Source organism: Clostridium sp. UBA5988 (assembly GCF_002435615.1).
Lineage (GTDB): Bacteria > Bacillota > Clostridia > Clostridiales > Clostridiaceae > Clostridium_J > Clostridium_J sulfidigenes.
The window spans coordinates 111,404-131,684 of sequence record NZ_DJBA01000030.1 but is presented as its reverse complement, the minus strand read 5'-3'; the positions used below and the strand labels follow the sequence as shown (position 1 = coordinate 131,684).

The 20,281-nt window shown below is 30.1% G+C and carries 16 protein-coding genes and 1 other RNA gene; 8 read left to right on the top strand and 9 right to left on the bottom strand.

The features are described from left to right. Positions 1–443: 443 nt before the first annotated feature. On the top strand, positions 444–2,420 hold the full coding sequence (gene abc-f, locus B3J31_RS08290) for a ribosomal protection-like ABC-F family protein (protein WP_346867208.1): 1,977 nt from the start codon (positions 444–446) through the stop codon (positions 2,418–2,420). 170 nt (positions 2,421–2,590) lie between these two features. Here abc-f and ssrS read toward each other — a convergent pair. Then, positions 2,591–2,783, bottom strand: a non-coding RNA gene (gene ssrS, locus B3J31_RS08285) — 6S RNA. A 141-nt stretch (positions 2,784–2,924) separates the two neighbouring features. After that, a complete protein-coding gene (locus B3J31_RS08280; RefSeq protein ID WP_346867209.1) occupies positions 2,925–3,488 on the bottom strand; it encodes a hypothetical protein in 564 nt (187 codons plus the stop codon). 286 nt (positions 3,489–3,774) lie between these two features. Here B3J31_RS08280 and brxC point away from each other — a divergent pair, with 286 nt between their 5' ends. Next, entirely contained in the window at positions 3,775–7,305 is a 3,531-nt protein-coding gene (brxC, locus tag B3J31_RS08275) for a BREX system P-loop protein BrxC (protein ID WP_346867210.1), read from the top strand. 38 nt (positions 7,306–7,343) lie between these two features. Here brxC and B3J31_RS08270 read toward each other — a convergent pair whose 3' ends face one another. The 4 genes from B3J31_RS08270 to B3J31_RS08255 form a co-directional block, all read right to left on the bottom strand. Further along, positions 7,344–7,484 (bottom strand): FeoB-associated Cys-rich membrane protein, encoded by a 141-nt coding sequence (locus B3J31_RS08270; protein ID WP_150845475.1) that lies wholly within the window; start codon positions 7,482–7,484, stop codon positions 7,344–7,346. 13 nt (positions 7,485–7,497) lie between these two features. Next, complete coding sequence (feoB, locus tag B3J31_RS08265; protein WP_346867211.1) at positions 7,498–9,522, bottom strand: ferrous iron transport protein B; 2,025 nt, start codon at positions 9,520–9,522, stop codon at positions 7,498–7,500. Positions 9,523–9,609: 87 nt separating this feature from the next. Further along, complete coding sequence (locus tag B3J31_RS08260) at positions 9,610–9,831, bottom strand: FeoA family protein (RefSeq protein WP_035131429.1); 222 nt, start codon at positions 9,829–9,831, stop codon at positions 9,610–9,612. A gap of 21 nt (positions 9,832–9,852) precedes the next feature. Then, on the bottom strand, positions 9,853–10,062 hold the full coding sequence (locus tag B3J31_RS08255; protein WP_035131427.1) for a FeoA family protein: 210 nt from the start codon (positions 10,060–10,062) through the stop codon (positions 9,853–9,855). 230 nt (positions 10,063–10,292) lie between these two features. On the opposite strand from B3J31_RS08255, the gene B3J31_RS08250 reads away from it, so the two are divergent. Continuing rightward, positions 10,293–10,655, top strand: coding sequence for a metal-dependent transcriptional regulator (locus tag B3J31_RS08250; protein WP_035131426.1), 363 nt, complete (start codon positions 10,293–10,295; stop codon positions 10,653–10,655). 90 nt (positions 10,656–10,745) lie between these two features. Here the strand turns inward: B3J31_RS08250 and B3J31_RS08245 are convergent, their stop codons facing one another. Both B3J31_RS08245 and msrA read right to left on the bottom strand, forming a co-directional pair. Beyond that, positions 10,746–12,092, bottom strand: a complete 1,347-nt coding sequence (locus B3J31_RS08245; RefSeq protein WP_346867212.1) for a [Fe-Fe] hydrogenase large subunit C-terminal domain-containing protein — start codon at positions 12,090–12,092, stop codon at positions 10,746–10,748. 42 nt (positions 12,093–12,134) lie between these two features. After that, positions 12,135–12,701 (bottom strand): peptide-methionine (S)-S-oxide reductase MsrA, encoded by a 567-nt coding sequence (gene msrA, locus B3J31_RS08240; protein WP_346867213.1) that lies wholly within the window; start codon positions 12,699–12,701, stop codon positions 12,135–12,137. Positions 12,702–12,898: 197 nt separating this feature from the next. On the opposite strand from msrA, the gene B3J31_RS08235 reads away from it, so the two are divergent. The 3 genes from B3J31_RS08235 (at position 12,899) to nagB (ending at position 16,682) form a co-directional block, all read left to right on the top strand. Continuing rightward, a complete protein-coding gene (locus B3J31_RS08235; protein WP_346867214.1) occupies positions 12,899–14,977 on the top strand; it encodes a hypothetical protein in 2,079 nt (692 codons plus the stop codon). A gap of 201 nt (positions 14,978–15,178) precedes the next feature. Further along, the gene (locus tag B3J31_RS08230) at positions 15,179–15,568 is read left to right on the top strand and encodes a type II secretion system protein (protein ID WP_346867215.1); all 390 of its coding nucleotides are present in this window, start codon (positions 15,179–15,181) and stop codon (positions 15,566–15,568) included. A 370-nt stretch (positions 15,569–15,938) separates the two neighbouring features. Beyond that, positions 15,939–16,682, top strand: a complete 744-nt coding sequence (gene nagB / locus B3J31_RS08225; protein ID WP_346867216.1) for a glucosamine-6-phosphate deaminase — start codon at positions 15,939–15,941, stop codon at positions 16,680–16,682. A gap of 68 nt (positions 16,683–16,750) precedes the next feature. Here nagB and B3J31_RS08220 read toward each other — a convergent pair whose 3' ends face one another. Continuing rightward, on the bottom strand, positions 16,751–17,968 hold the full coding sequence (locus tag B3J31_RS08220) for a 6-phosphofructokinase (RefSeq protein ID WP_346867217.1): 1,218 nt from the start codon (positions 17,966–17,968) through the stop codon (positions 16,751–16,753). A 257-nt stretch (positions 17,969–18,225) separates the two neighbouring features. Between B3J31_RS08220 and B3J31_RS08215 the strand changes: the two genes are divergently transcribed. Together B3J31_RS08215 and B3J31_RS08210 are read left to right on the top strand one after the other, a co-directional pair. Further along, the gene (locus B3J31_RS08215; protein ID WP_346867218.1) at positions 18,226–19,236 is read left to right on the top strand and encodes a WG repeat-containing protein; all 1,011 of its coding nucleotides are present in this window, start codon (positions 18,226–18,228) and stop codon (positions 19,234–19,236) included. Between the two features lie 96 nt (positions 19,237–19,332). Then, entirely contained in the window at positions 19,333–20,274 is a 942-nt protein-coding gene (locus tag B3J31_RS08210; protein ID WP_346867219.1) for a dipeptidase, read from the top strand. Positions 20,275–20,281 lie beyond the last annotated feature (7 nt).

The following is a 20,281-nucleotide window of genomic DNA, read 5'->3' as shown; positions in this document are numbered from 1 at the left end:
CCAAGAGGAGGAAGTAAGTTATGAAACCAGCTATTTGCTAATATTAATTTTAATTTAATAATTAATATATTTTATAATGAGTTTTAATTTACCTAATTATATTTAGGTTTTATTGTTGTGCTCTTTATGGAATAAGGCATTTAGAAGGTAACTTACTTTATTGAAATTAAATACTGTAATTTATAATATTTCAATAAGCTTTAACTATTGGAGAAAAAGCTTTTGAAAAGTTATATAATGGGATATATAGCATAATAATATGTTTTTAACCTATATCTTGTTTAAGTAAATTATAATAGTATTAGAGTATTTCTGACTGTAAGAAGAAACCATCTTCTTACAGTTTTTTATTTTTAAATAATAAAAAGTTATAATAATTAAGGTGTTTTTGTGCCTATCCATGAAATGCATAATTAGAATTATGGATGGAAGAAGGAATTTTTATGTTCGAATTAACATTAAATGGTGTAAAAAAATATATGGATGCAACTCTTGTTCTTAAAAATATATCCTTTCAGATTTATTCAGGAGAAAAAGTTGGTATAGTAGGGGTTAATGGAAGTGGAAAGAGTACTGTTCTTAAGTTAATAGCAGGAGTGTTACCAATGAATTATTGTATTGGGTATCCTGGAGCTACAAGTCCAGGATATGATGAAGGTTTTATTTGTAAGCCTAGAGAAGCTACTTGTGCATATCTTGAGCAAATTCCTAAGTATGAAGATGGCATAAAGGTTATTGATGTTCTAAAATTAGCTTTTGAAGAAGTTTATAGCATAGAGAATAAAATGCGTGAATTAGAAGAAAGAATGAAGTTTTTAGAAGATAATAATTTAGAAAAAGCTTTAAAGCAGTATAGCCAATTAGTTGAATTATATGAAGTTAAAGATGGATATAATACAGAAGAAAAATTAAGTAGGATTTGTACGGGGTTAAAATTAGATGAAAACTTTTTAAATAAAGAATTTAATTTATTAAGTGGCGGTGAAAAAACTACGGTTGTCCTTGGCAAACTGCTCATAGATAACCCAGATATATTACTACTAGATGAGCCTACAAATCATCTGGATATGGAATCGACTGAATGGCTTGAAGCTTATCTAAAAAACTACAATGGTATTGTAATTATTGTTTCTCATGATAGATACTTTTTAGATAATGTGGTAACAAAGATTATAGAAATAGAGGATATGGAAAGTAAGACTTATAAAGGAAATTATTCTGATTTTTCAAAGGAAAAAGAAGAGAATATCCTTGAACAATTTCACCAATATAAGGAGCAGCAAAAGGAGATTAAGAATGTACAGAATGCTATAAAGGAGTTAAGGGATTGGGCAGCTAGGGTAGATAATAATAAATTCTTTAAACGAGCTGCTAGTCTACAAAAAAAGCTTGATAAGATGAAAAGTAGTGATACTGAAAGTAATAAATTTTATCGAACCAGAGGTCAATATGTAAGAACTGAAAAACCAAAGTTTGAAAAAAAGAATATGAAGCTTAACTTTAAAGATGGTGAAAGATCTGGTAATGAGACAATTAAAGCTGAAGGACTTTCTAAATCTTTTGATGATAAGGTTATTTTAAGAGATGTAGATTTATTGATTCATTTCGGTGAAAGAGCAGCATTAATAGGCCCAAACGGTAGTGGTAAAACTACTTTCTTGAAAATGCTCTTAGATGAAGAAAAGCCAGATTCTGGTGTAGTGGAATTAGGTGCTAATGTAATGGCTGCATATTTACCACAGAAAATCACCTTTAAAAATGAGGAGTTTACTGTACTAGAGTGCTTTAGAGAAGATATTTCAATACTTCAAGGTCAAGCACGTGAATATCTATCAAAATTCATGTTTTATGGGAATAGTGTATTTAAAAAAGTAAAGCATTTATCTGGGGGAGAGAGAATAAGACTAAAACTTGGTAAGCTATTATATGAAGATGTAAATTTATTGATACTGGATGAGCCTACTAATCATCTTGATATTGACTCCATAGAAAACTTTGAAGAAGCTCTAGAAGATTTTAAAGGAACTATATTTTTCATATCCCACGATAGATATTTTATTAATAAAATAAGTGAAAGAGTAATTGCCATTGAAGACAATGGTTTTAAAAGCTATCCTGGAAATTATGATTATTATAAAAATGTAAAAGAACAGCTTAAGCTACAAGAGATTAAAGAGCCCGTGATAAAACAGGAAAAAGTTAAGAAACCTAAAAAGGTTGATGAGGATAAACAGAAGGAAGTGGAAAAGGCTAAGGTTGAAAGAATCATTGAAGTCCTTGAAAATGAAATAAAGGATATTGATGTTGCCATGACTGATGACAAGTTGGATTATGAAGAGCTTAATAAGTTATACTGCAAAAAAGAAGAGTTAAGTAGTAACCGTGATGAAGCTATGGAATTGTGGGTAAGTTTAAATTAATACCTATAGGTAACTGTAATTAGATTAGTGAAAAGTTGTAGAAATCGTTATCTAGGGACGTAACTGCTCTTTACTCCCATTTTGAAGAAGATGGGAGTATTAGAGCTGATAGTTATCAGATAAAACAAAAAGCCAATGCTTAAGACTATAAGCTTGGCTTAAATTTTAATATAAAATCCAAAATACCGGTACTCTAATTTTGAAGCCTATCTCACGATAGGTGGGTGTCCTCACAGATGTCTCAATCGCCCTCAATGCCGTGAAAAGGACTCACAAGAAGGTACATTTCCTCATTTAAATATTGAACTCCCTAAAATTAAATGTAGGTTCAAAATAAGAGCTTAACGCATATTCCAGAAATTTAACTTTTTATTTATTAGTCATTTCCTTGGTGTGAGATTATAATATCATATTTTAGTTTAATGTACAATATATTTTTTTATGGTAAATTAATCCTTTGATGTTTTACTTTAATTTAAGGTAAATACCATGATTTGTATATATTTAGTAATTATATCCACTAAAGCTTTTTTTACAACTACTAAAATATTGCATGGTTTTTACTAAGAAAACTATACCAAAAATAAATAACCCTAACACATATAAGATATTTATTACAGGTATAAATATTACTATAAAAGCTAGTATACTTGCAATAGTTAATGCTTTATATTGACTCCATCTATCATCAGCTTCTTCAGCTAACATATGTTTATCATGATTGTTAAGCATTTCTTTCATACCCATGAATAAATTGTATATTACATATAAGGTTAATATTAAGGAAGCTAATCCTACTAGAATACCAAATGGTCCTAAAATTCCAAAGGTGATACCACTGTTATTGTTTTTAACTTCATATATTGAAAAAATAGAAAGTATTAGGGTAAAGATATTTAATGTTGAAGCCTTTGAAAAATGCTGGCTATACTCTTTAAGCTGACTAAATGCCATAGCAAATAGTATAAATCCAATTACATCGGGGAGTATATCAAAACCACAAATTCTAAAGTTTAAAGATATAAACAAGAATCCCCAAAAAAAATTATTTAATCCCTTTTCTATCATTTTATGCACCCCTTATTATTTTTTATTAACTATACATGTACACCTTTCTTTTTCCATAAGTTGTATGGAAATATTCTTTTTCTTATATTAAATCATATGCAATATAGTATGTAAATAATGTTTAAAGTTACATTGTTAACCATAGGATTCATATATGTTTTATATTCATGTCTACAGCTAGTTGTAATATGGTATAATATTAAAGCAAGTTTACATAAGGCTTAAGTAAAAAGCCTATTTATAACCTAGGTCTAGGAATAAGTTAATAGTAACCAGGGGGATCAAAATGAACATAAAGTTAAAGGATTTATTTGAGAAAGAAATTAATAGAGATATAAAAGGTGTAATTAAGGTAGGTCAATGTGACCAGGAGAATATAAAGCAGGAACTTGAAGAATACGTGGTTACTGATGAGCTAGGGCGCCATTTTAATGAGTTCTTTCAGGCATATAGCAGAGGCATATTAGATAGTACTGATAGGATTGGAGTATGGATTTCAGGATTTTTTGGTAGCGGTAAATCTCATTTTTTAAAGATTTTATCCTATGTTTTATCTAATGAAACCATAGGAAATAAAAGTGCTTTAGATTATTTTTATAGTAAGGAACTACAAGATTCTACCTTAAGGAATATAGAGCTTATAAAGAACCTATCTACAGATACTATCCTTTTTAATATAGATTCTAAGTCTGACCGGGCTTCAGAATCCCCTAGGGATGCTATTGTTAATGTACTTAATAGGGTTTTCAATGAAATGCAGGGTTTTTGTGGATCTATGCCTTGGATTGCTGATATGGAAAGACAGATGACTGAAGATGGGGTATATGAAGATTTTAAAGAAGTGTTTCATCATATATCAGGAAAACCTTGGACTCAGGGTAGGGAAGATTTTTATTATGAAGAGGATGCCTTAATAGAGGCTTTAACAAAGGCTACTAAGATGAGTGAAGATGCTGCAAGAAACTGGTATAGCAAATGTGAAGAAAATTATTCCTTAACTATAGATAAGTTTTCTTCTAGGGTTAGGGAGTATTGTGATTTAAAGGGAAATAATCATCATGTGGTATTTTTAATAGATGAAATTGGCCAATATTTAGGAGAAGATACTCAGCTTATGCTAAATCTTCAGACAGTGGTGGAGGATTTAGGTAGCAAATGTGAAGGTAGATGCTGGGTTATTGTTACATCTCAAGAGGATTTAGATGTGTTTACTTTAGGTAAAGTCAATGACTTTTCTAAGATTCAAGGAAGGTTTAATACAAGATTGTCATTATCTTCTGCTAATGTGGATGAAGTAATTAAAAAACGTATTTTGAGAAAAAAAACTCAGGCAATGGAGATGCTACAAAGTCTATATGAGGAGAGAGAATCTTTTATTAGAAATCTTTTAACCTTCACTACAGATACTGTGGACATGAAATTATATAAGGACATGGATAATTTTGCACAGGTTTATCCCTTTGTACCTTATCAGTTTAACTTATTACAACATGTTTTTAATGGCATAAGAAACCATGGAGTAGCTGGAAGAAGCTTGTCTAAAGGAGAGAGAAGTTTACTGGGAGCGTATAAGCAAGTTGCAGTGGAGTATATGGACAAAAACATAGGAACCTTAGTTCCATTCTCAGCTTTTTATAGTACTATAGAGACCTTTTTAGACCCTTCTATTAGAACAGTTATTGGTTATGCTGAAAATAATGAAAAGCTAAATAGCTATGATGTTAAAGTCCTTAAATTACTATTCCTTATAAAATATGCTAGGGGAATAAAGTGTAATATTGAGAACTTATCTACTCTTTTAATAGATAATATAGAAGCCTCAAAGAAAGAAGTTAAGGAGCAGGTGCAAGAGTCATTAAGTAAACTTATCAGAGAAACTTTGGTTGAAAAAAATGGTGATGAATTTGTATTTTTAACAATTCAGGAACAAGAGGTAAATAAAGAGATAAAAAATATGACAATCGATAGTGGAGAGATTGCTCAAAGGATAGGTGAGATAGTTTTTGAACATATATATGAAAATTCTAAGTTTGCCTATTCTAAAATTTATTCCTTTAGTTTTAATAAGTTAATAGATGAAAAGGTAAGAGGGTCTAAAAAAAATCCTATAGGAATTAGGATTATAACTGCTAATTATAATTTAGTAGAAGGGGTTAGTAAAAATTATCTTAAGGAATTATCTGATAGGGAAAATAATGTGATAATTGATATATCAAACCAGGATAATTATATAGAGGAAATTGAAAATATGCTTAAAATAGAGGGATATTTAAGGCTTAAAGGTACCCTAATATCAACTATTCACATGGAGGATATTAAGACTAAAAAAACAAAGGAAAGAGAACTCAGGTTAAAAAGGGCTAAATTCTTAATAGAGGAAGCTTTAAGGTGGTCAGAGATATATGTAAGTGGCTCTCTTTTAAATATTAAGGTAAAAGGTTTGGTGAGTAGAATCAATGAGGGATTAAGAACCCTTGTAGATTCAAGGTTTAACAAAATAAACTACATTACAGAGTTTATAGATAATAGTAGGGAACTATATAATATAGTGGAAGCTGATACTAGCCAAAGAACTATAGAAGCTAATGAGGCAAATAAATTAGCCTTGGAGGAAGTAAATAATTATATATTAACTAGTACCATGAGAAGTATTAAATTAACGGTGAAAAGCATATTAACTAGATTTACAAGTGCCCCCTATGGTTGGAAGGAGCTAGATATTCAAGGTATACTCCTGAAGCTATTTAAAAAGCAATATATAAGTATTATATATGCTAATGAGGTAGTGTCTTCTAATAGCAATGATATAGTAGATTACCTAGTTAAGGGAGAGTATGAAGAAAAGGTTATAGTTATTAGTAGAGAAAAGGTACCTAGTAAATATATAGATGCAGCTAGGGAGTTAATTAAAGAACTCTTTGGAGGAAGCTCTATACCTAATGATGAAGAACTTCTAATGAAGTATTTCATAGAATTAGGCAAAGAAGAACTTAAGAAAATTAAGGATATGAATTTTAATTATTCAATAAATAAAGGTTATCCTGGAAAAGAAATAGTATTTCTAGGTGAAAAGTTATTTCAAGGTCTACTTAATATAGATGACATCCAAGAATTTTTTAAGTATGTCTATGATTTAGAAGAAGAATTCCTAGACTATATAGATTATATTGATAATATAAAGGGATTTTTTTATAGAAAAGAAAACAATACAGTTGACTTAAATGAAAAGGGAGAGCAGAGAATAATCTTTGATGCTGCTATAGACATCCTTAATTCCTTTGAAGAAAATAAGGAATTTATATATGATTCTGAAATAGAAGGACTAGTAGAAGAACTATATGGTATTTTAAGGATGAAAGAGCCATATAACAGGATTCCTCAGCTACCACCACTTATAGAAAAGTATAATAATAGGGTGTTAGATCTATTAAATAAAGATATAACTCCAGCAATAGAATTTATTAAAGCTTGTAAGGATGAAGTTATAGAAAACTTGAAGGGCTATGATTTCTATAATGAACTTGAAGGTAAAATTAATGAAGACTTTGAAAACCTTACTAAGAAAACTCTATGTTCAAAGAGTTTTCCAGTTATATTATCAATGTATAAACTTGGAGAGAAACTAAAGTTAAGGTGGTTAAATGAAATTACTTTAGAAACTGGAAGCGGAAATATTGCTAAAGTACTTAGTGTTAGGGAATTAGTTAAAGATGAAAAGAGTATAAAAAATCATGAGGATGTAGAATTATTATTAGATAATTTAAGAAAGCGATTAAAGGAAGAGTTAAAGGAAGATATAACAATAAGATTAGTTTAAACCATAAGAAAAGCTGAGGAAATTTCCTCAGCTTTATTTTATCTATGACACTTGCTAGCCTGTGAGCAACCTGAGCAACCACAGCCACAACCGTCACCTTTAGAGTGTTTTTTTAATTGTTTTACTGATACTAATATCATAGCACCTATAACTACAGCACCTATTAAAAATGTTGCCATAGTAACACCTCCTTTATAAAAAGATTAAGCGTCCAACTTGATATATTATTAAGGAAACCACATAGGCTAAACCTGTTTGATATCCTATAGCGATAAATGTCCATTTCCAAGAACCCATTTCACGTTTAATAGCGCCTATAGCCGCAAAGCATGGAGCAGCTAGTAGGGTGAATGCCATGAAAGAGTAAGCACTAACTACATTAAATAGTTGTCCCATAGTTGAAACTAGGTTAGGGTCACTTTCTGTTAGTTCAGCACCAAGTCCGAATAGGACACCAAAGGTAGCAACTACATTTTCTTTAGCTAAGAATCCTGTTACAGTAGCAACGGCAGATTGCCAGTTACCAAAGCCTAGAGGTGCAAATATGGGAGCTATTACATTTCCAATGGAAGCTAATATACTATCTTGTGCGTCTACCATTTGTAAAGACCAGCTAAAGGATTGTAAAAACCAGATAAGACCTGAAGCTACAAAGATAATGGTACCAGCTTTTATGATAAAGGCTTTTCCTCTGTCCCACATGTGGATAAGAAGTCCTTTTAAGCTAGGTATTCTGTATTGTGGCAGTTCCATAACAAAAGGAGCTGGATCACCTTTGAATAGCTTAGTTTTCTTAAGGATTATTCCTGAAAGTATAACCATGGCTATACCTAAGAAGTACATTGATGGTGCTGCCCAAGGTTGACTAGGGAAGAAGGCACCAGCTAGTAGTGCAAATACTGGTAGTTTAGCACTACATGGGATAAATGGAGTAAGCATTATAGTCATTTTTCTATCTCTATCATTTTCAATGGTTCTACTTGCCATAACAGCAGGAACACTACAACCAGAACCTATTAACATAGGGATAAAAGATTTACCGGAAAGTCCAAACCTACGGAAGATCCTGTCCATGATAAAAGCTACACGAGCCATATATCCACAGTCTTCTAGTAAAGATATTAAGAAGAATAATACCATTATTTGTGGTACAAATCCGAGAACTGCACCAACGCCACCGATAATACCATCTACAATTAGTCCATGTAACCAGTCAGCTACCTGCATATTCATTAACCAGTTAGAAACATTTCCTTGAATGAGCTCGGCAAAAAGGGTGTCATTTACCCAATCAGTGGCTATGGTTCCAATGGTAGTAACGGCAATATAATATATACCTAGCATTACTAGTGCAAAAATTGGAAGGGCAAGCCATCTGTTAGTAACAACTTTGTCTATTTTATCTGAAGTAGTTAAATTAGAATTATTTTTCTTCTTAACACATGATGTAGTAATTTCACCTATGTAGTCATAACGTTCAGTGGTTATAATACTTTCTGCATCATCATCAAGAGATTCCTCATAGTTATTAATTAAATTATCTAATTTATCTTTTGTATTGTTATCTAGTTTTAAATATTCTAGAACTTTTTCATCTCTTTCAAAGAGTTTAATATAAAACCAACGTGGATTTTTTATTAAAGAATTTCCTTTTAGTAATTTTTCTATATTACTTAAAACTTCTTCTGTATCCTTACTAAAGGTATTTAATAAGGTAACCTTTGGAGTACTTTTACCAATTTCTACAGCCTTATCAGATAATTCCTTTAGACCTTTTCCCTTAAGGGCCGAGGTTTCTAATACTTCACATCCAAGTGACTTAGAAAGCTTTGAAGTGTTTATTATGTCTCCATTTTTATTTACTACGTCCATCATATTTAAGGCTATAACTACAGGAATTCCAAGTTCTACAAGTTGAGTTGTTAAATAGAGATTTCTTTCAATATTTGATCCATCAACTATATTAATAATCACATCTGGTCTTTCCTCAATTAAGAAGTTACGAGTAACAACTTCTTCTAAGGTATAAGGTGATAATGAATAAATCCCTGGTAAATCAACCATAGTTACATCCTTATGTCCTTTTAATTTTCCTTCTTTCTTTTCTACAGTTACTCCAGGCCAGTTTCCTACATATTGGGAACTCCCTGTAAGTTCATTGAAAATTGTGGTCTTACCACAGTTTGGGTTTCCAGCAAGAGCTATTTTTATACCCATTTTAATCCCCCCTAAATGTTAGCCAATGCTAACTTACTAATGAAAAATATACAGAGATTTAACTCTGTGAAAATTTTAGATTTAAAACTATTCAACTAATATTTTTTCAGCATCAGATTTTCTAATAGAAAGTTCATATCCTCGAATAGTTATCTCAATAGGATCTCCTAAGGGAGCTATCTTCCTAAGATGAATAGAAGAGCCTTTAGTAACTCCCATGTCCATAATCCTACGTTTTACAGCACCTTCACCTTGAATTTTAAGTACTGTAACAGTCTGTCCTGGCTTTACATCCTTTAATGTATTCATAATTACCTCCTAAAATAATTCCTATATAATAATCCTATTTGCCATAGATTTATCTATTGCAATACGGCTATCTTTAACATTAATAATTATATTTCCACCTAACTCTGAAATAAGAGTTATACTTTCACCTACAATAAATCCTAGGCTTTTTAAAAATCTCACCGTTTCTTCTTTACCATTAATTTTCTTTATAAAAACTTTTTCTCCAGATTTGGCCATAGTAAGTGGCATATAAATCCCTCCCTTAAGTATGCACAAGCTAACTAATATTGAAAAACATAAGTTAGCTTTAACTAACCTATGTTTTGAGTTTACTATAAATGATTTATGATGTCAACTGAAAATGAGAATAATTTTCATATATTGGGTTATTTTAAATAAGTAAAGAATAATTTTGGAAAGTTGAATGAAAATTTAACCTATGATAAAATAGGTTAAAAGAAACTATACAGGAGATTATTATGAAAATACATGAATCCGGAGAAAATTATTTAGAAACTATTTTATTGCTTCAAAGAAAAAAGGGCTCTGTACGTTCTATAGATATAGCAAATGAATTAGGTTATACAAAGGCTAGCATTAGCAGAGCCATGGGCATACTGAAAAAAGCTGAGTTTATAACCATGGAACAAGGAGGGGAGATAACTCTCACAGAAAAAGGCATGAAAAAGGCCAGTGAAATATATGAAAGACATACTCTCATCACTAAATATCTCATGGACACTTTAAAAGTATCTAAAGAAGTAGCCGATGGAGATGCCTGCCGCATAGAACACATTCTAAGTAATGAAGCCTTTGAAAAAATGAAGGAATTATATAAATAAAAAAATTGAGCATCCACTTATATTAAAGTGGATGCTCAATTTTTGTGAGAAATGAATTAATCTAGTAGGAAGTTTTATAGAGATAGTCTTTTAAAAGTCTCTATGGAATATTTCTGTTTTGTTTTCATCTTTGTAATCTTCTATGGTGAATATGCCAATGGCATCTAAGATTCCATTCATTACTGGGCTATCGTAGGCAACTTTATATTTAGAGTTATCTGCAAAGGTATCTACGGCAATTTTAGAATTATCTTTAGGGACAATAGCTTTTGGCCCACCAACGCATCCACCTACACATCCCATTCCTTCAATGAAGTTTCCTTTTATAATACCTTTTTGAAGATCTTGTAATATTTCCTTACATTCTTTTATTCCGTTACCTTGAATAGGAGTTACAAGTTTATATTTTTCAGGGAACATTCTTTCTATGCAATCTTCAATGGCAATTGAAACTCCACCGGTACGTGCATAAAGCCTTCCACCTCGTGATGCATATTCCATGGAGGTTGTGCCTTCAAGGGTTTCTGGAACTACATTAAAGGCTTCAAAAATTTCTTGTAATTCTGCAAAAGTAAGAACAAAATCAATGTCACCAATCAAGTCAGGAGATTTAACTTCTGCCTTTTTTGCTACACATGGTCCTATAAATACTACCTTTACATCTGGGTTTAATTTTTTTAACACCCTACCAGCTGCAATCATTGGAGATACAGTAGGAGATGTATGTGGCAATAAATCCTTATATACTTTTTTTATCATGCCAACCCACATAGGACAGCAGCAAGATGTAATCATAAAATCTGATTTAGTTTTAACGTGAGCATCAAATTCAATGGTTTCTTTAAGGGTAAGCATATCTGCAAAGAATGCTACTTCCACCATATCAGTAAATCCAAGAGATTTAAAAGCAGTTCTAAGTTGTTCAATGGTACTATCTCCAAATTGACCCATTATAGCAGGGGCTACAGCAGCTACTACAGGAGTGTTTTCCCTTAAAAGTTTAGCAAGAGGCATAAACTCCACTGTATCTAGAATACTTCCAGTTGGACATCCTTCTACACAGAACCCGCAATCAGTACATTTATCATTATCTATATAAGTACACTTAGTTTTTTCATCATATAAAATAGCATCAAAGGGGCAGCTTTCTTGACATTTTGTCTTTCCATCACAATCTACCTTACACTCCATTTTGCATAGTTTAATCTTATTAACAATTTTATGATCTGATTCATAATTATTTATGGCTTTTTTTAAATCTTCTATGTAATTATTACTAAAGGACAAATTCACTCCACAGAGAGAAGAAATTTCTGCAGCTAAGGCTTCTTTATCAACTGTATTATCCTTTAATAGTTCTTCAATAACATTCTCTAATTTATCATTATAGTAAGCATTGATAAGGATTTTAAATAATTCACTATGTTGTTTTTTCATAACAGCACATCCAATCTTAAAATATTTTACTCTTCATATATTTTAGTCTTCATATATTTTATAATAATCATCACCCCAATATTTTGCTATAAACTCATCTCTTCCAGATATACTTCTATCCTTTTTATATTCTGTAGGATGGGTTTTATAAAATTCTTGATGATATTCTTCTGCTTCATAGAAGGTTGATGCTGGAAGAATTCTAGTAACCACTTCTTTGGGGAATCTACCTGAATGGTTTAGAGCTTTCTTAGATTTTTCGGCAATTATTCTTTGATTCTCATCCATGTAGAAGATAGCAGCAATATAGGAAGAGCCTCTATCTTGGAATTGACCTTCATCATCCGTTGGATCTATTTGTCTCCAAAAGGCTTCTAGGAGCTTTTCATAGGAAATGATAGTAGAGTCATATATAATTTTAATAGCTTCATAATGACCTGTACCTTGAGATTTTACATCTTTATAGGTAGGGCTTTTAAGTTCACCTCCAGTATACCCAGAAGTAACACTTATAATTCCATCTAATACATCAAAAGGGGATACCATGCACCAAAAGCAGCCACCAGCAAATATAGCAGTTTTGTAATTTTCACTATTAATATTCTCCATTTTCAATTGCCTCCTAAATTTTGTTTTTAATTATATATTACCATATTTTAAAGAAATATATAGTAATTATAATCCATATGAAATATAAATAATATGACAATATATGAAAGTTAATCATTTATTAATTTAGATTTATACCCATATATGGTAAAATTGAATATGGATGCGTAGGGCTTATCTTATGTTTAGGAGGAAATATGGATTACAATAAATTTAACATAGAAGAAAAGTATGACAATTATAATAATATAACAAAGGTAGAAGCTGAAAAGATACTGTTAAAATTAGATAGTGTGATAGATCATGATAAAGGATATGATTATTACATACTAAAGGGAAAGATGCTCCTTAAGCTGGATAGAATGAAGGATGCATTCCATGCCTTAGAAAAGGCTATGACCTTTAATAAAACCGATGAAGTATATGACCTTTTATCCTTTGCCTATTACGAGGAAGAAGATTATGAAAAAGCACTTTATTATATAAACTTATCCTTTGGAATAACAGTGGATGAATTTATTTATAATCATAAAGGAAAAACTTTAGAAAGATTAGATAGGTTTGAAGAAGCTTTTGAAACCTATTATGAAGGACTTAATTATGCTCTCTCTAGTTATAGTAGTTATGGAGATGTAGAGATATTTGGTGAAAACTTAGCTAGACTAGGGGGAATTTTAAAAAATCAATATTTAGATAACATAAAGAAATTTATAAATATAAGAGATTATTACAATCTTTATGAAAACTATATGAAACTACTTCAAGTTATTCTTAAGGAAGAAGAAAACGACCACTATCATAGTAGTTCTGAATATGTAAGTGTAAAATATCTAGAGTTAGTTGAAGAGGGAAAGTATATTTTAATTGATAATGATTACTTTTTAGAGATGATTAATATATATAAAATTCTATACCAAATAGAAAGTAATTCAGAGTATGAGGATAGGGAGTACATTAATAAATCCTATATAGATAATAAAGTGAGGGACTTTATCGATGCTGTTATGGAAAGAACTTCACTTACTAAGGATGTAGATATAATTTTAAAAGTTTTAAATGAAGTTATAGGCATTAAAAATAGAGATTACTATGATTACTTATATCATAAAGGTTTTATTTTTATGAAACTAAAAAGATATGATGAGGCATTAGAGGTATTAGGTAGCATAACTAGAGATAAGGAATCGCCTTATAATATAAAAGTTCAAAGTTATGAGTGTATAATTAAGAAAATGTATGAGGTTGAAGATATATATAAGGGAAATTATGATGAGTATAAAAAAAGTATGTCAGATCTACTTAGAGATGAAATTCATAGGATAAAGGAAGATGAATATTTAACTTTAGATGATAGATGTGACAGAATAATACACAACTGCAAGAGGGCTATTAATTTAGATCTAGATAATGATTTTTGGTATGATTATATAGAAGTATTATCTTTGGAATTAGGTGAGGAATATGAAGTTATTATAAAAAACCAATCAGTATATAAAGTGATACAAAATTATAATAAAGCCATAAATATATATGATAGGCTCATTGAGGTGAAAAGTGATGGTGCCCATGGGTATTATAGAAAAGGAAGGGCAATTGTATTAGTATTGAGACTTTTAAATAGTTCTAAGACCTCCTTAAAGGATTTAGTTGGAGTTCATAATTTAGATTGTTTTTCTTATTCAGAGGTTATATACAATCTTAATAAGGCTATTAGTTTAAAAAGTGACAATGGTAAATACTTTAACCTTTTAGCAAGAACCCATTTTGAGATTGGGGAATATGAGAAGTCCATGGGATATATGGAACAAGCACTTACCCTAGCACCTAATGATTTATATATGAATTTAAATAAGGTTTGTATTTATATTAGAAGATATAAGTACACAGAAGCAGTGGATTATTTATTTAAGATGTCCTATAAAGATATGAATAGAGGTACCGTAAGAAAGACATTTCTTTCAAGAAAAGAAATTCTAAGTTTCTTAATGGGTATATTTAATTTATATACAAGGCAAGATAAAATTTACTATATAATAGCTTATTATTTTTATGCTATAGTTGATTTTCAATATGATAAAGCCTTAACCTTTATTAATAATGCTATAGAGATGTCTGATGATGAAAGATACTACTTGCTTAAAGCTAAAATATATTTTAAAGATGGAAAGTTTAAAGAAGCATTAAAGTGTGCAGAAGAAGCTATAGTTATTGACGATCATTATGATGAAGCTTTTCTTATAAAAGAAAAATGTAATGAAAAATTAACTGATAATTAGTATGTAAATATTGTAAACACCTAGGATTAAAATAAAGCCTAGGTGTTTTTATTTATGAAGAAAATATTTTATAGAAAATGTATATAAAGTTTTAGAAAAAAAGTAGAAATTAATGTATAAAAATGGATTTAATGGATAGCATAGTTTATGTGCATAAATTGTTACATAAATTCTTAAATGAAAAAGGAAAGGAGGAATAGTGTGAATAAGAAAATTAATAGAACTAAGAAAAAGGGATTTACCTTAATTGAGTTACTAGTAGTTTTAGGGATAATCGGTGTATTAGCCTTAGCTGTAGCACCAACAATGGTATCTAAGGTTAGTGAAGCTAAAGAAAAGACAGATGTTTCAAATGCTAATGCCATAGCTATGGCAGTTAAAACTGAGATAGTAGAAGGAAATATAAAGAAAACAGGAGATTTATCAGATGCAGAATTATCAACCCTAATTAATAAATATTTTGATGGTAAAATTCCAACGCCACAATCTGAATCTGGAGATTTTGTTGTAAAGGTAGATGGTAACAACATTACTGTTATGGTAGGAGAAAGAAATTTTTATCCTAATTATGTTGAATCAGCAGAAGAATAAATAAAAACAGAAAAATAAATATATAACCTAATAAATTAATCTTAAAATACATCTAGATAATACATAATTAATGATCTGAACCTTAATAAAAAGATATATTTTACAAACTTCTATAATATATAAAATATAAGAGAGTGGATTTTATACATTTTTCCTATTAGCTATTCCTGATAGTAGTTCATAGGAAGGTGATGCAATTATTTTCCGCTCTTTTTTTATTGGCATAAGTTACGAAATTAAATTTTATATTAAAATTTATTTATGTAATATATGTTATAATAAAATATATATTCTATTATATACTAAATTAAACTTAAGGAGAGCATACGACCTATTTATAATTTAACTTAAGCACAGAGGAGGAATAAAAATGAATGTTATTAAAGCAGAAGATTATGAAAGTATGAGTAGAAAAGCTGCCAATATAATTTCTGCTCAAGTTATACTTTACCCAAACTCTGTATTAGGACTTGCCACTGGTTCTACTCCGTTAGGAGTATACAAGCAGTTAATTGATATATACAATGATAGAGAATTGGATTTTTCAAAGGTACATAGTGTAAATTTAGATGAATACTATGGTTTGGCACCAGACCATAATCAAAGTTACCATTCTTATATGAAGGAAAATTTCTTTAAACATATTAATATGCCGTCAAATAATATTAATATACCTAATGGACTCGCTTCTAATATTGATATAGAGTGTAGTAGATATGATAAATTAATTTCAGATTTTGGAGGCATTGATCTTCAACTTTTAGGTATAGGTCATAATGGACATATAGGGTTTAATGAACCGGGAGAAGTCTTTGAAAAGAACACTCATAAGGTTAAGTTAAATAAAAGGACTATTGATGCTAATTCAAGATTCTTTAATAGTATTGAAGAAGTGCCTAAGTATGCTATTACTATGGGAATAAAGGCTATTATGCAGTCAAAAGGAATTCTTTTAGTAGTAAATGGAATTAGTAAGGCGGATATTTTGTATGAAGCTCTTTTAGGAGCAATTACACCAAAAGTTCCTGCTTCAATATTACAATTACATCCTAATTTAACTGTTATCGCAGATAAAGATGCTCTTTCTACCATTGAAAAAAAGGCGAAAATTTAATTTATAAAAGGAGTGATTTTTTATTTAAAATCACTCCTTTTAATATAAAAAATGTAATATTGATTCTACTATTTTGTTATGAAAGCATATTTTGGAAGACCGTTTTCGTATTGAATTTTTGGTTCTCCCATGATTAGAGGTAGTGTATACTCATAAGCTTCTTTAGTTACATTGTTACCTTCTTCATTGATCCATTCCTTAGGGAAATATTTTATTGAGTTTGCTACTTTTGAAGTGTGCACTGCAAAGGTTTCTGATTTATATGGAGCATTAGAAACTCTCTTAATACCTATCATATAACCGCTTTCACCTTCTGCAGAGTATTTTAATGCAGCAAATCCACAATTAAAGGCTTCATCAATATCAGTTTGAGAAGCAAAGTGCATTGCGCAACGTTGCATAGTTGAAAGTTCTATGGCTCTTACTTTTTTGCAAACTCCATTTTCAGTGATTACATTTTTGATATAACTACAAACACCACCTAATTGAGCGTGACCAAATTTATCTAGACCAGTACCACCCATTTCACCAAGGAAAGTACCATCTGCAGTTCTTATTCCTTCAGAAACTACTATAATTACAGAATTTTTTTCTTCTAATTTTTTAGCCACATCTTTTAAAAACTTAGCTTCATCAAAGGCAACTTCAGGAAGATAAATTAAATCTACCACTGGTTCTCCATTTAATGTAGCAATACAAGAACTAGCAGCTAGCCATCCTGTATCACGTCCCATTGCCTCTATAACAAATACATTTTTTGCAGTATAAACACTAGCATCTAGTTTGTTTTCTAGGGCTATAGTTGATATAAACTTAGCAGCACTTCCAAAACCAGGAGTATGATCCATTACTGGAAGGTCATTATCTATGGTTTTAGGAACTCCAAAGAATTTTACAGGAAGATCATGCTCCTTTGCATAGTTACTAAGTTTATGAACTGTATCCATAGAATCATTTCCACCAATGTAGAAGAAAGTATCAATTTCATGCTTTTTAAAAATCTCAAAAAGTTTTATGTATTCTTCTTTGTTATCTTCATAGGTTTTTAATTTGTATCTACAAGATCCAAGTCCTGAAGATGGTGTATAAATTAATCTGTCAATAACTTCACTGTCAATCTGAGAAAGATTTATTATATTTTCATTTAAAATTCCCTCAATACCGTTAATTCCTGCATATACATTGTCAAAATAGTGTAGTTCTTCATTTGCTTTAAATACTCCCATAGCGCTGGCATTTATTACAGATGTAGGACCACCAGATTGAGCTACTATACAATTTTTCATATATTTAACACTCCTTTGTATTGTGTAGAGATATCTACACTTATTATTACATCTTTTTAATTATAATATAAATTATAATTACTAACAATTAGTATAATTAAATAGACATTGTATTAATAATATATAAGGTATGAAATAATAGTTTTTAAATAGTTAAATATATAGAATAGGTTATCTTTAATTAAGATAATATAAGACTTTTTATTCGTATAAATGGTATAATATTCATATATTTAAAAAGCAAAGGAGAAAAGATTATGAAAATGTATCCCGTTGAATTAGATAATAAATATGGTTATATAGATGAAAATGGAAAAACTATAGTTCCTTTTATTTTTGATTATGCCGATGAATTTGAGGATGAAATGGGCTTTGTAGAGGTAGATGGATTATGTGGTTTTATCAATAGACAAGGAGATTACATAATAGCTCCCAAATATAATGATATAAATTATTTTAATGAAGGCATGGCTTTAGTTGAGTTAGATCACAGATATGGATATATAGACTTACAGGGCAATGAGGTAATAAAAGTAAAATATGAAGAAGGAAAGGGATTCACTGAAGGACTTGCAGCAGTGAAAATATTAGGAAAGTGGGGATATATCAATAGACATGGCAATATGATTATACCACCTACCTTTGATGATGCTAATGAGTTTGAAGAGAATGGCCTCGCTATAGTTAGAAAAGGTGAGAACTATGGATATATAAACGGGGAAGGTCAGTGTATTAGCGGATTTATATATGAATATGCTAACAATTTTAATGAAGGTTTAGCCAATGTGGGATTAGAGGGTAAAAATGTATATGTAGATGAAAACTTTAATATAAAGATTGACGGGAATTTTGATTTTACTAACGAATTTCTTAATGGACTTGCAGCTGTATCCCAAGATAATTTATGGGGATATATTAATAATTCTGGTGACTTTGTTATTGAAAAAAGATACAGCTGGGCAGATAATTTCAATACAGAATATGCAGCAGTTTCCATAGAAGATAAATATGGATTTATAGATAGAAATGGGAACATAATAATACCTATAGAGTATGATAATGTTTTAGAGTACAGTGAAGGTCTATTTTCTGTTGAAATTAACGAGAAGTGGGGTTTTGTAGATTTAAAAGGTCATATAGTTATAGAGCCTAAATTTCATGAAGTAGATAACTTTTATAATGGAGTATGTAAGGTTATAATAGATGAAAAAGAAGGATATATAAATAAAGAAGGATATATAAATAAAGAAGGAGAATTTATAATATAGATAATAGGGATAGAATTTTATTATTTATGGTTATAATTAACTTGTAAATTCGTAATTTAATAGAAGATATAGTCTTAGAATTAAGGGGGATATAATATGAGTATAATTGATTTACATTGTGATACAATTTGTCATTTAATAGATAATAAGGATATGGAGTTAAAGAGAAACCATCTAGCTATTGATTTAGAAAAATTAACAAAGGGTAAGTCCTTGGCACAATTTTTTGCCTTGTTTATTGATCTTAAAGAGCATCCTAAGGCATTTAATAGAGCCATGGATATGCTAAATAAATTTTATGAAGAGTTAGAAAAAAATAATCATGAAATATCTGTAGCAAAAAATTATGAGGATTTTGAAGTGAATAAGGAGGAGGATAAAATATCAGCTTTCTTGACCATTGAAGAAGGTGAAGCTATAGAAGGCTCTCTTAAGAATTTAAGAAATTTTTATGACCTAGGAGTTAGACTTATGACATTAACCTGGAATTATGAAAATAGTATAGGTTATCCAAATTGCAGAGAAGAGTTTCGAAATAAAGGGTTAAAAACCTTTGGATTAGAAACCCTTGAAGAAATGAATAGACTAGGCATGATTATTGACGTTTCACACCTATCCGATGGAGGGTTCTATGATGTGGCAAGATATAGTAAGAAACCTTTTGTAGCATCACATTCAAACAGTAGAGCTGTATGTAATCACAGCAGAAATTTAACTGATGATATGATTAGAACTCTCAGTGAAAAGGGGGGCATAACTGGCATCAACTTTGAAAAATCTTTCTTAATAGAAGGCGGAAGTAAAAGTGCTGTTGAAGATATGGTTAAACATATAAATCATATTTATAATGTTGGGGGTATAGATGTATTATCCCTTGGTAGTGATTTTGATGGAATAAATCCTAAAAATCTAGAAATTAGTAACATGGGAGAGATAGATAAACTCATAACAGCATTACAAAAAGAAGGATATCATGAAAGTCATATAGAAAAAATATTATATAAGAATGCTTTGAGAGTAATAAAAGAAGTTATGTAGTACAATA

Bases quoted from the DNA above. Each gene is read 5' to 3' on its own strand.
- B3J31_RS08220 (WP_346867217.1), bottom strand. From the start codon at position 17,968: ATGAAAAATTGTATAGTAGCTCAATCTGGTGGTCCTACATCTGTAATA.
- abc-f (WP_346867208.1), top strand. From the start codon at position 444: ATGTTCGAATTAACATTAAATGGTGTAAAAAAATATATGGATGCAACT.
- B3J31_RS08280 (WP_346867209.1), bottom strand. From the start codon at position 3,488: ATGATAGAAAAGGGATTAAATAATTTTTTTTGGGGATTCTTGTTTATA.
- msrA (WP_346867213.1), bottom strand. From the start codon at position 12,701: ATGGAGAATATTAATAGTGAAAATTACAAAACTGCTATATTTGCTGGT.
- B3J31_RS08215 (WP_346867218.1), top strand. From the start codon at position 18,226: ATGAAAATGTATCCCGTTGAATTAGATAATAAATATGGTTATATAGAT.
- nagB (WP_346867216.1), top strand. From the start codon at position 15,939: ATGAATGTTATTAAAGCAGAAGATTATGAAAGTATGAGTAGAAAAGCT.
- B3J31_RS08260 (WP_035131429.1), bottom strand. From the start codon at position 9,831: ATGAATACATTAAAGGATGTAAAGCCAGGACAGACTGTTACAGTACTT.
- B3J31_RS08255 (WP_035131427.1), bottom strand. From the start codon at position 10,062: ATGCCACTTACTATGGCCAAATCTGGAGAAAAAGTTTTTATAAAGAAA.
- B3J31_RS08210 (WP_346867219.1), top strand. From the start codon at position 19,333: ATGAGTATAATTGATTTACATTGTGATACAATTTGTCATTTAATAGAT.
- brxC (WP_346867210.1), top strand. From the start codon at position 3,775: ATGAACATAAAGTTAAAGGATTTATTTGAGAAAGAAATTAATAGAGAT.
- B3J31_RS08245 (WP_346867212.1), bottom strand. From the start codon at position 12,092: ATGAAAAAACAACATAGTGAATTATTTAAAATCCTTATCAATGCTTAC.
- B3J31_RS08235 (WP_346867214.1), top strand. From the start codon at position 12,899: ATGGATTACAATAAATTTAACATAGAAGAAAAGTATGACAATTATAAT.
- B3J31_RS08270 (WP_150845475.1), bottom strand. From the start codon at position 7,484: ATGGCAACATTTTTAATAGGTGCTGTAGTTATAGGTGCTATGATATTA.
- B3J31_RS08250 (WP_035131426.1), top strand. From the start codon at position 10,293: ATGAAAATACATGAATCCGGAGAAAATTATTTAGAAACTATTTTATTG.
- feoB (WP_346867211.1), bottom strand. From the start codon at position 9,522: ATGGGTATAAAAATAGCTCTTGCTGGAAACCCAAACTGTGGTAAGACC.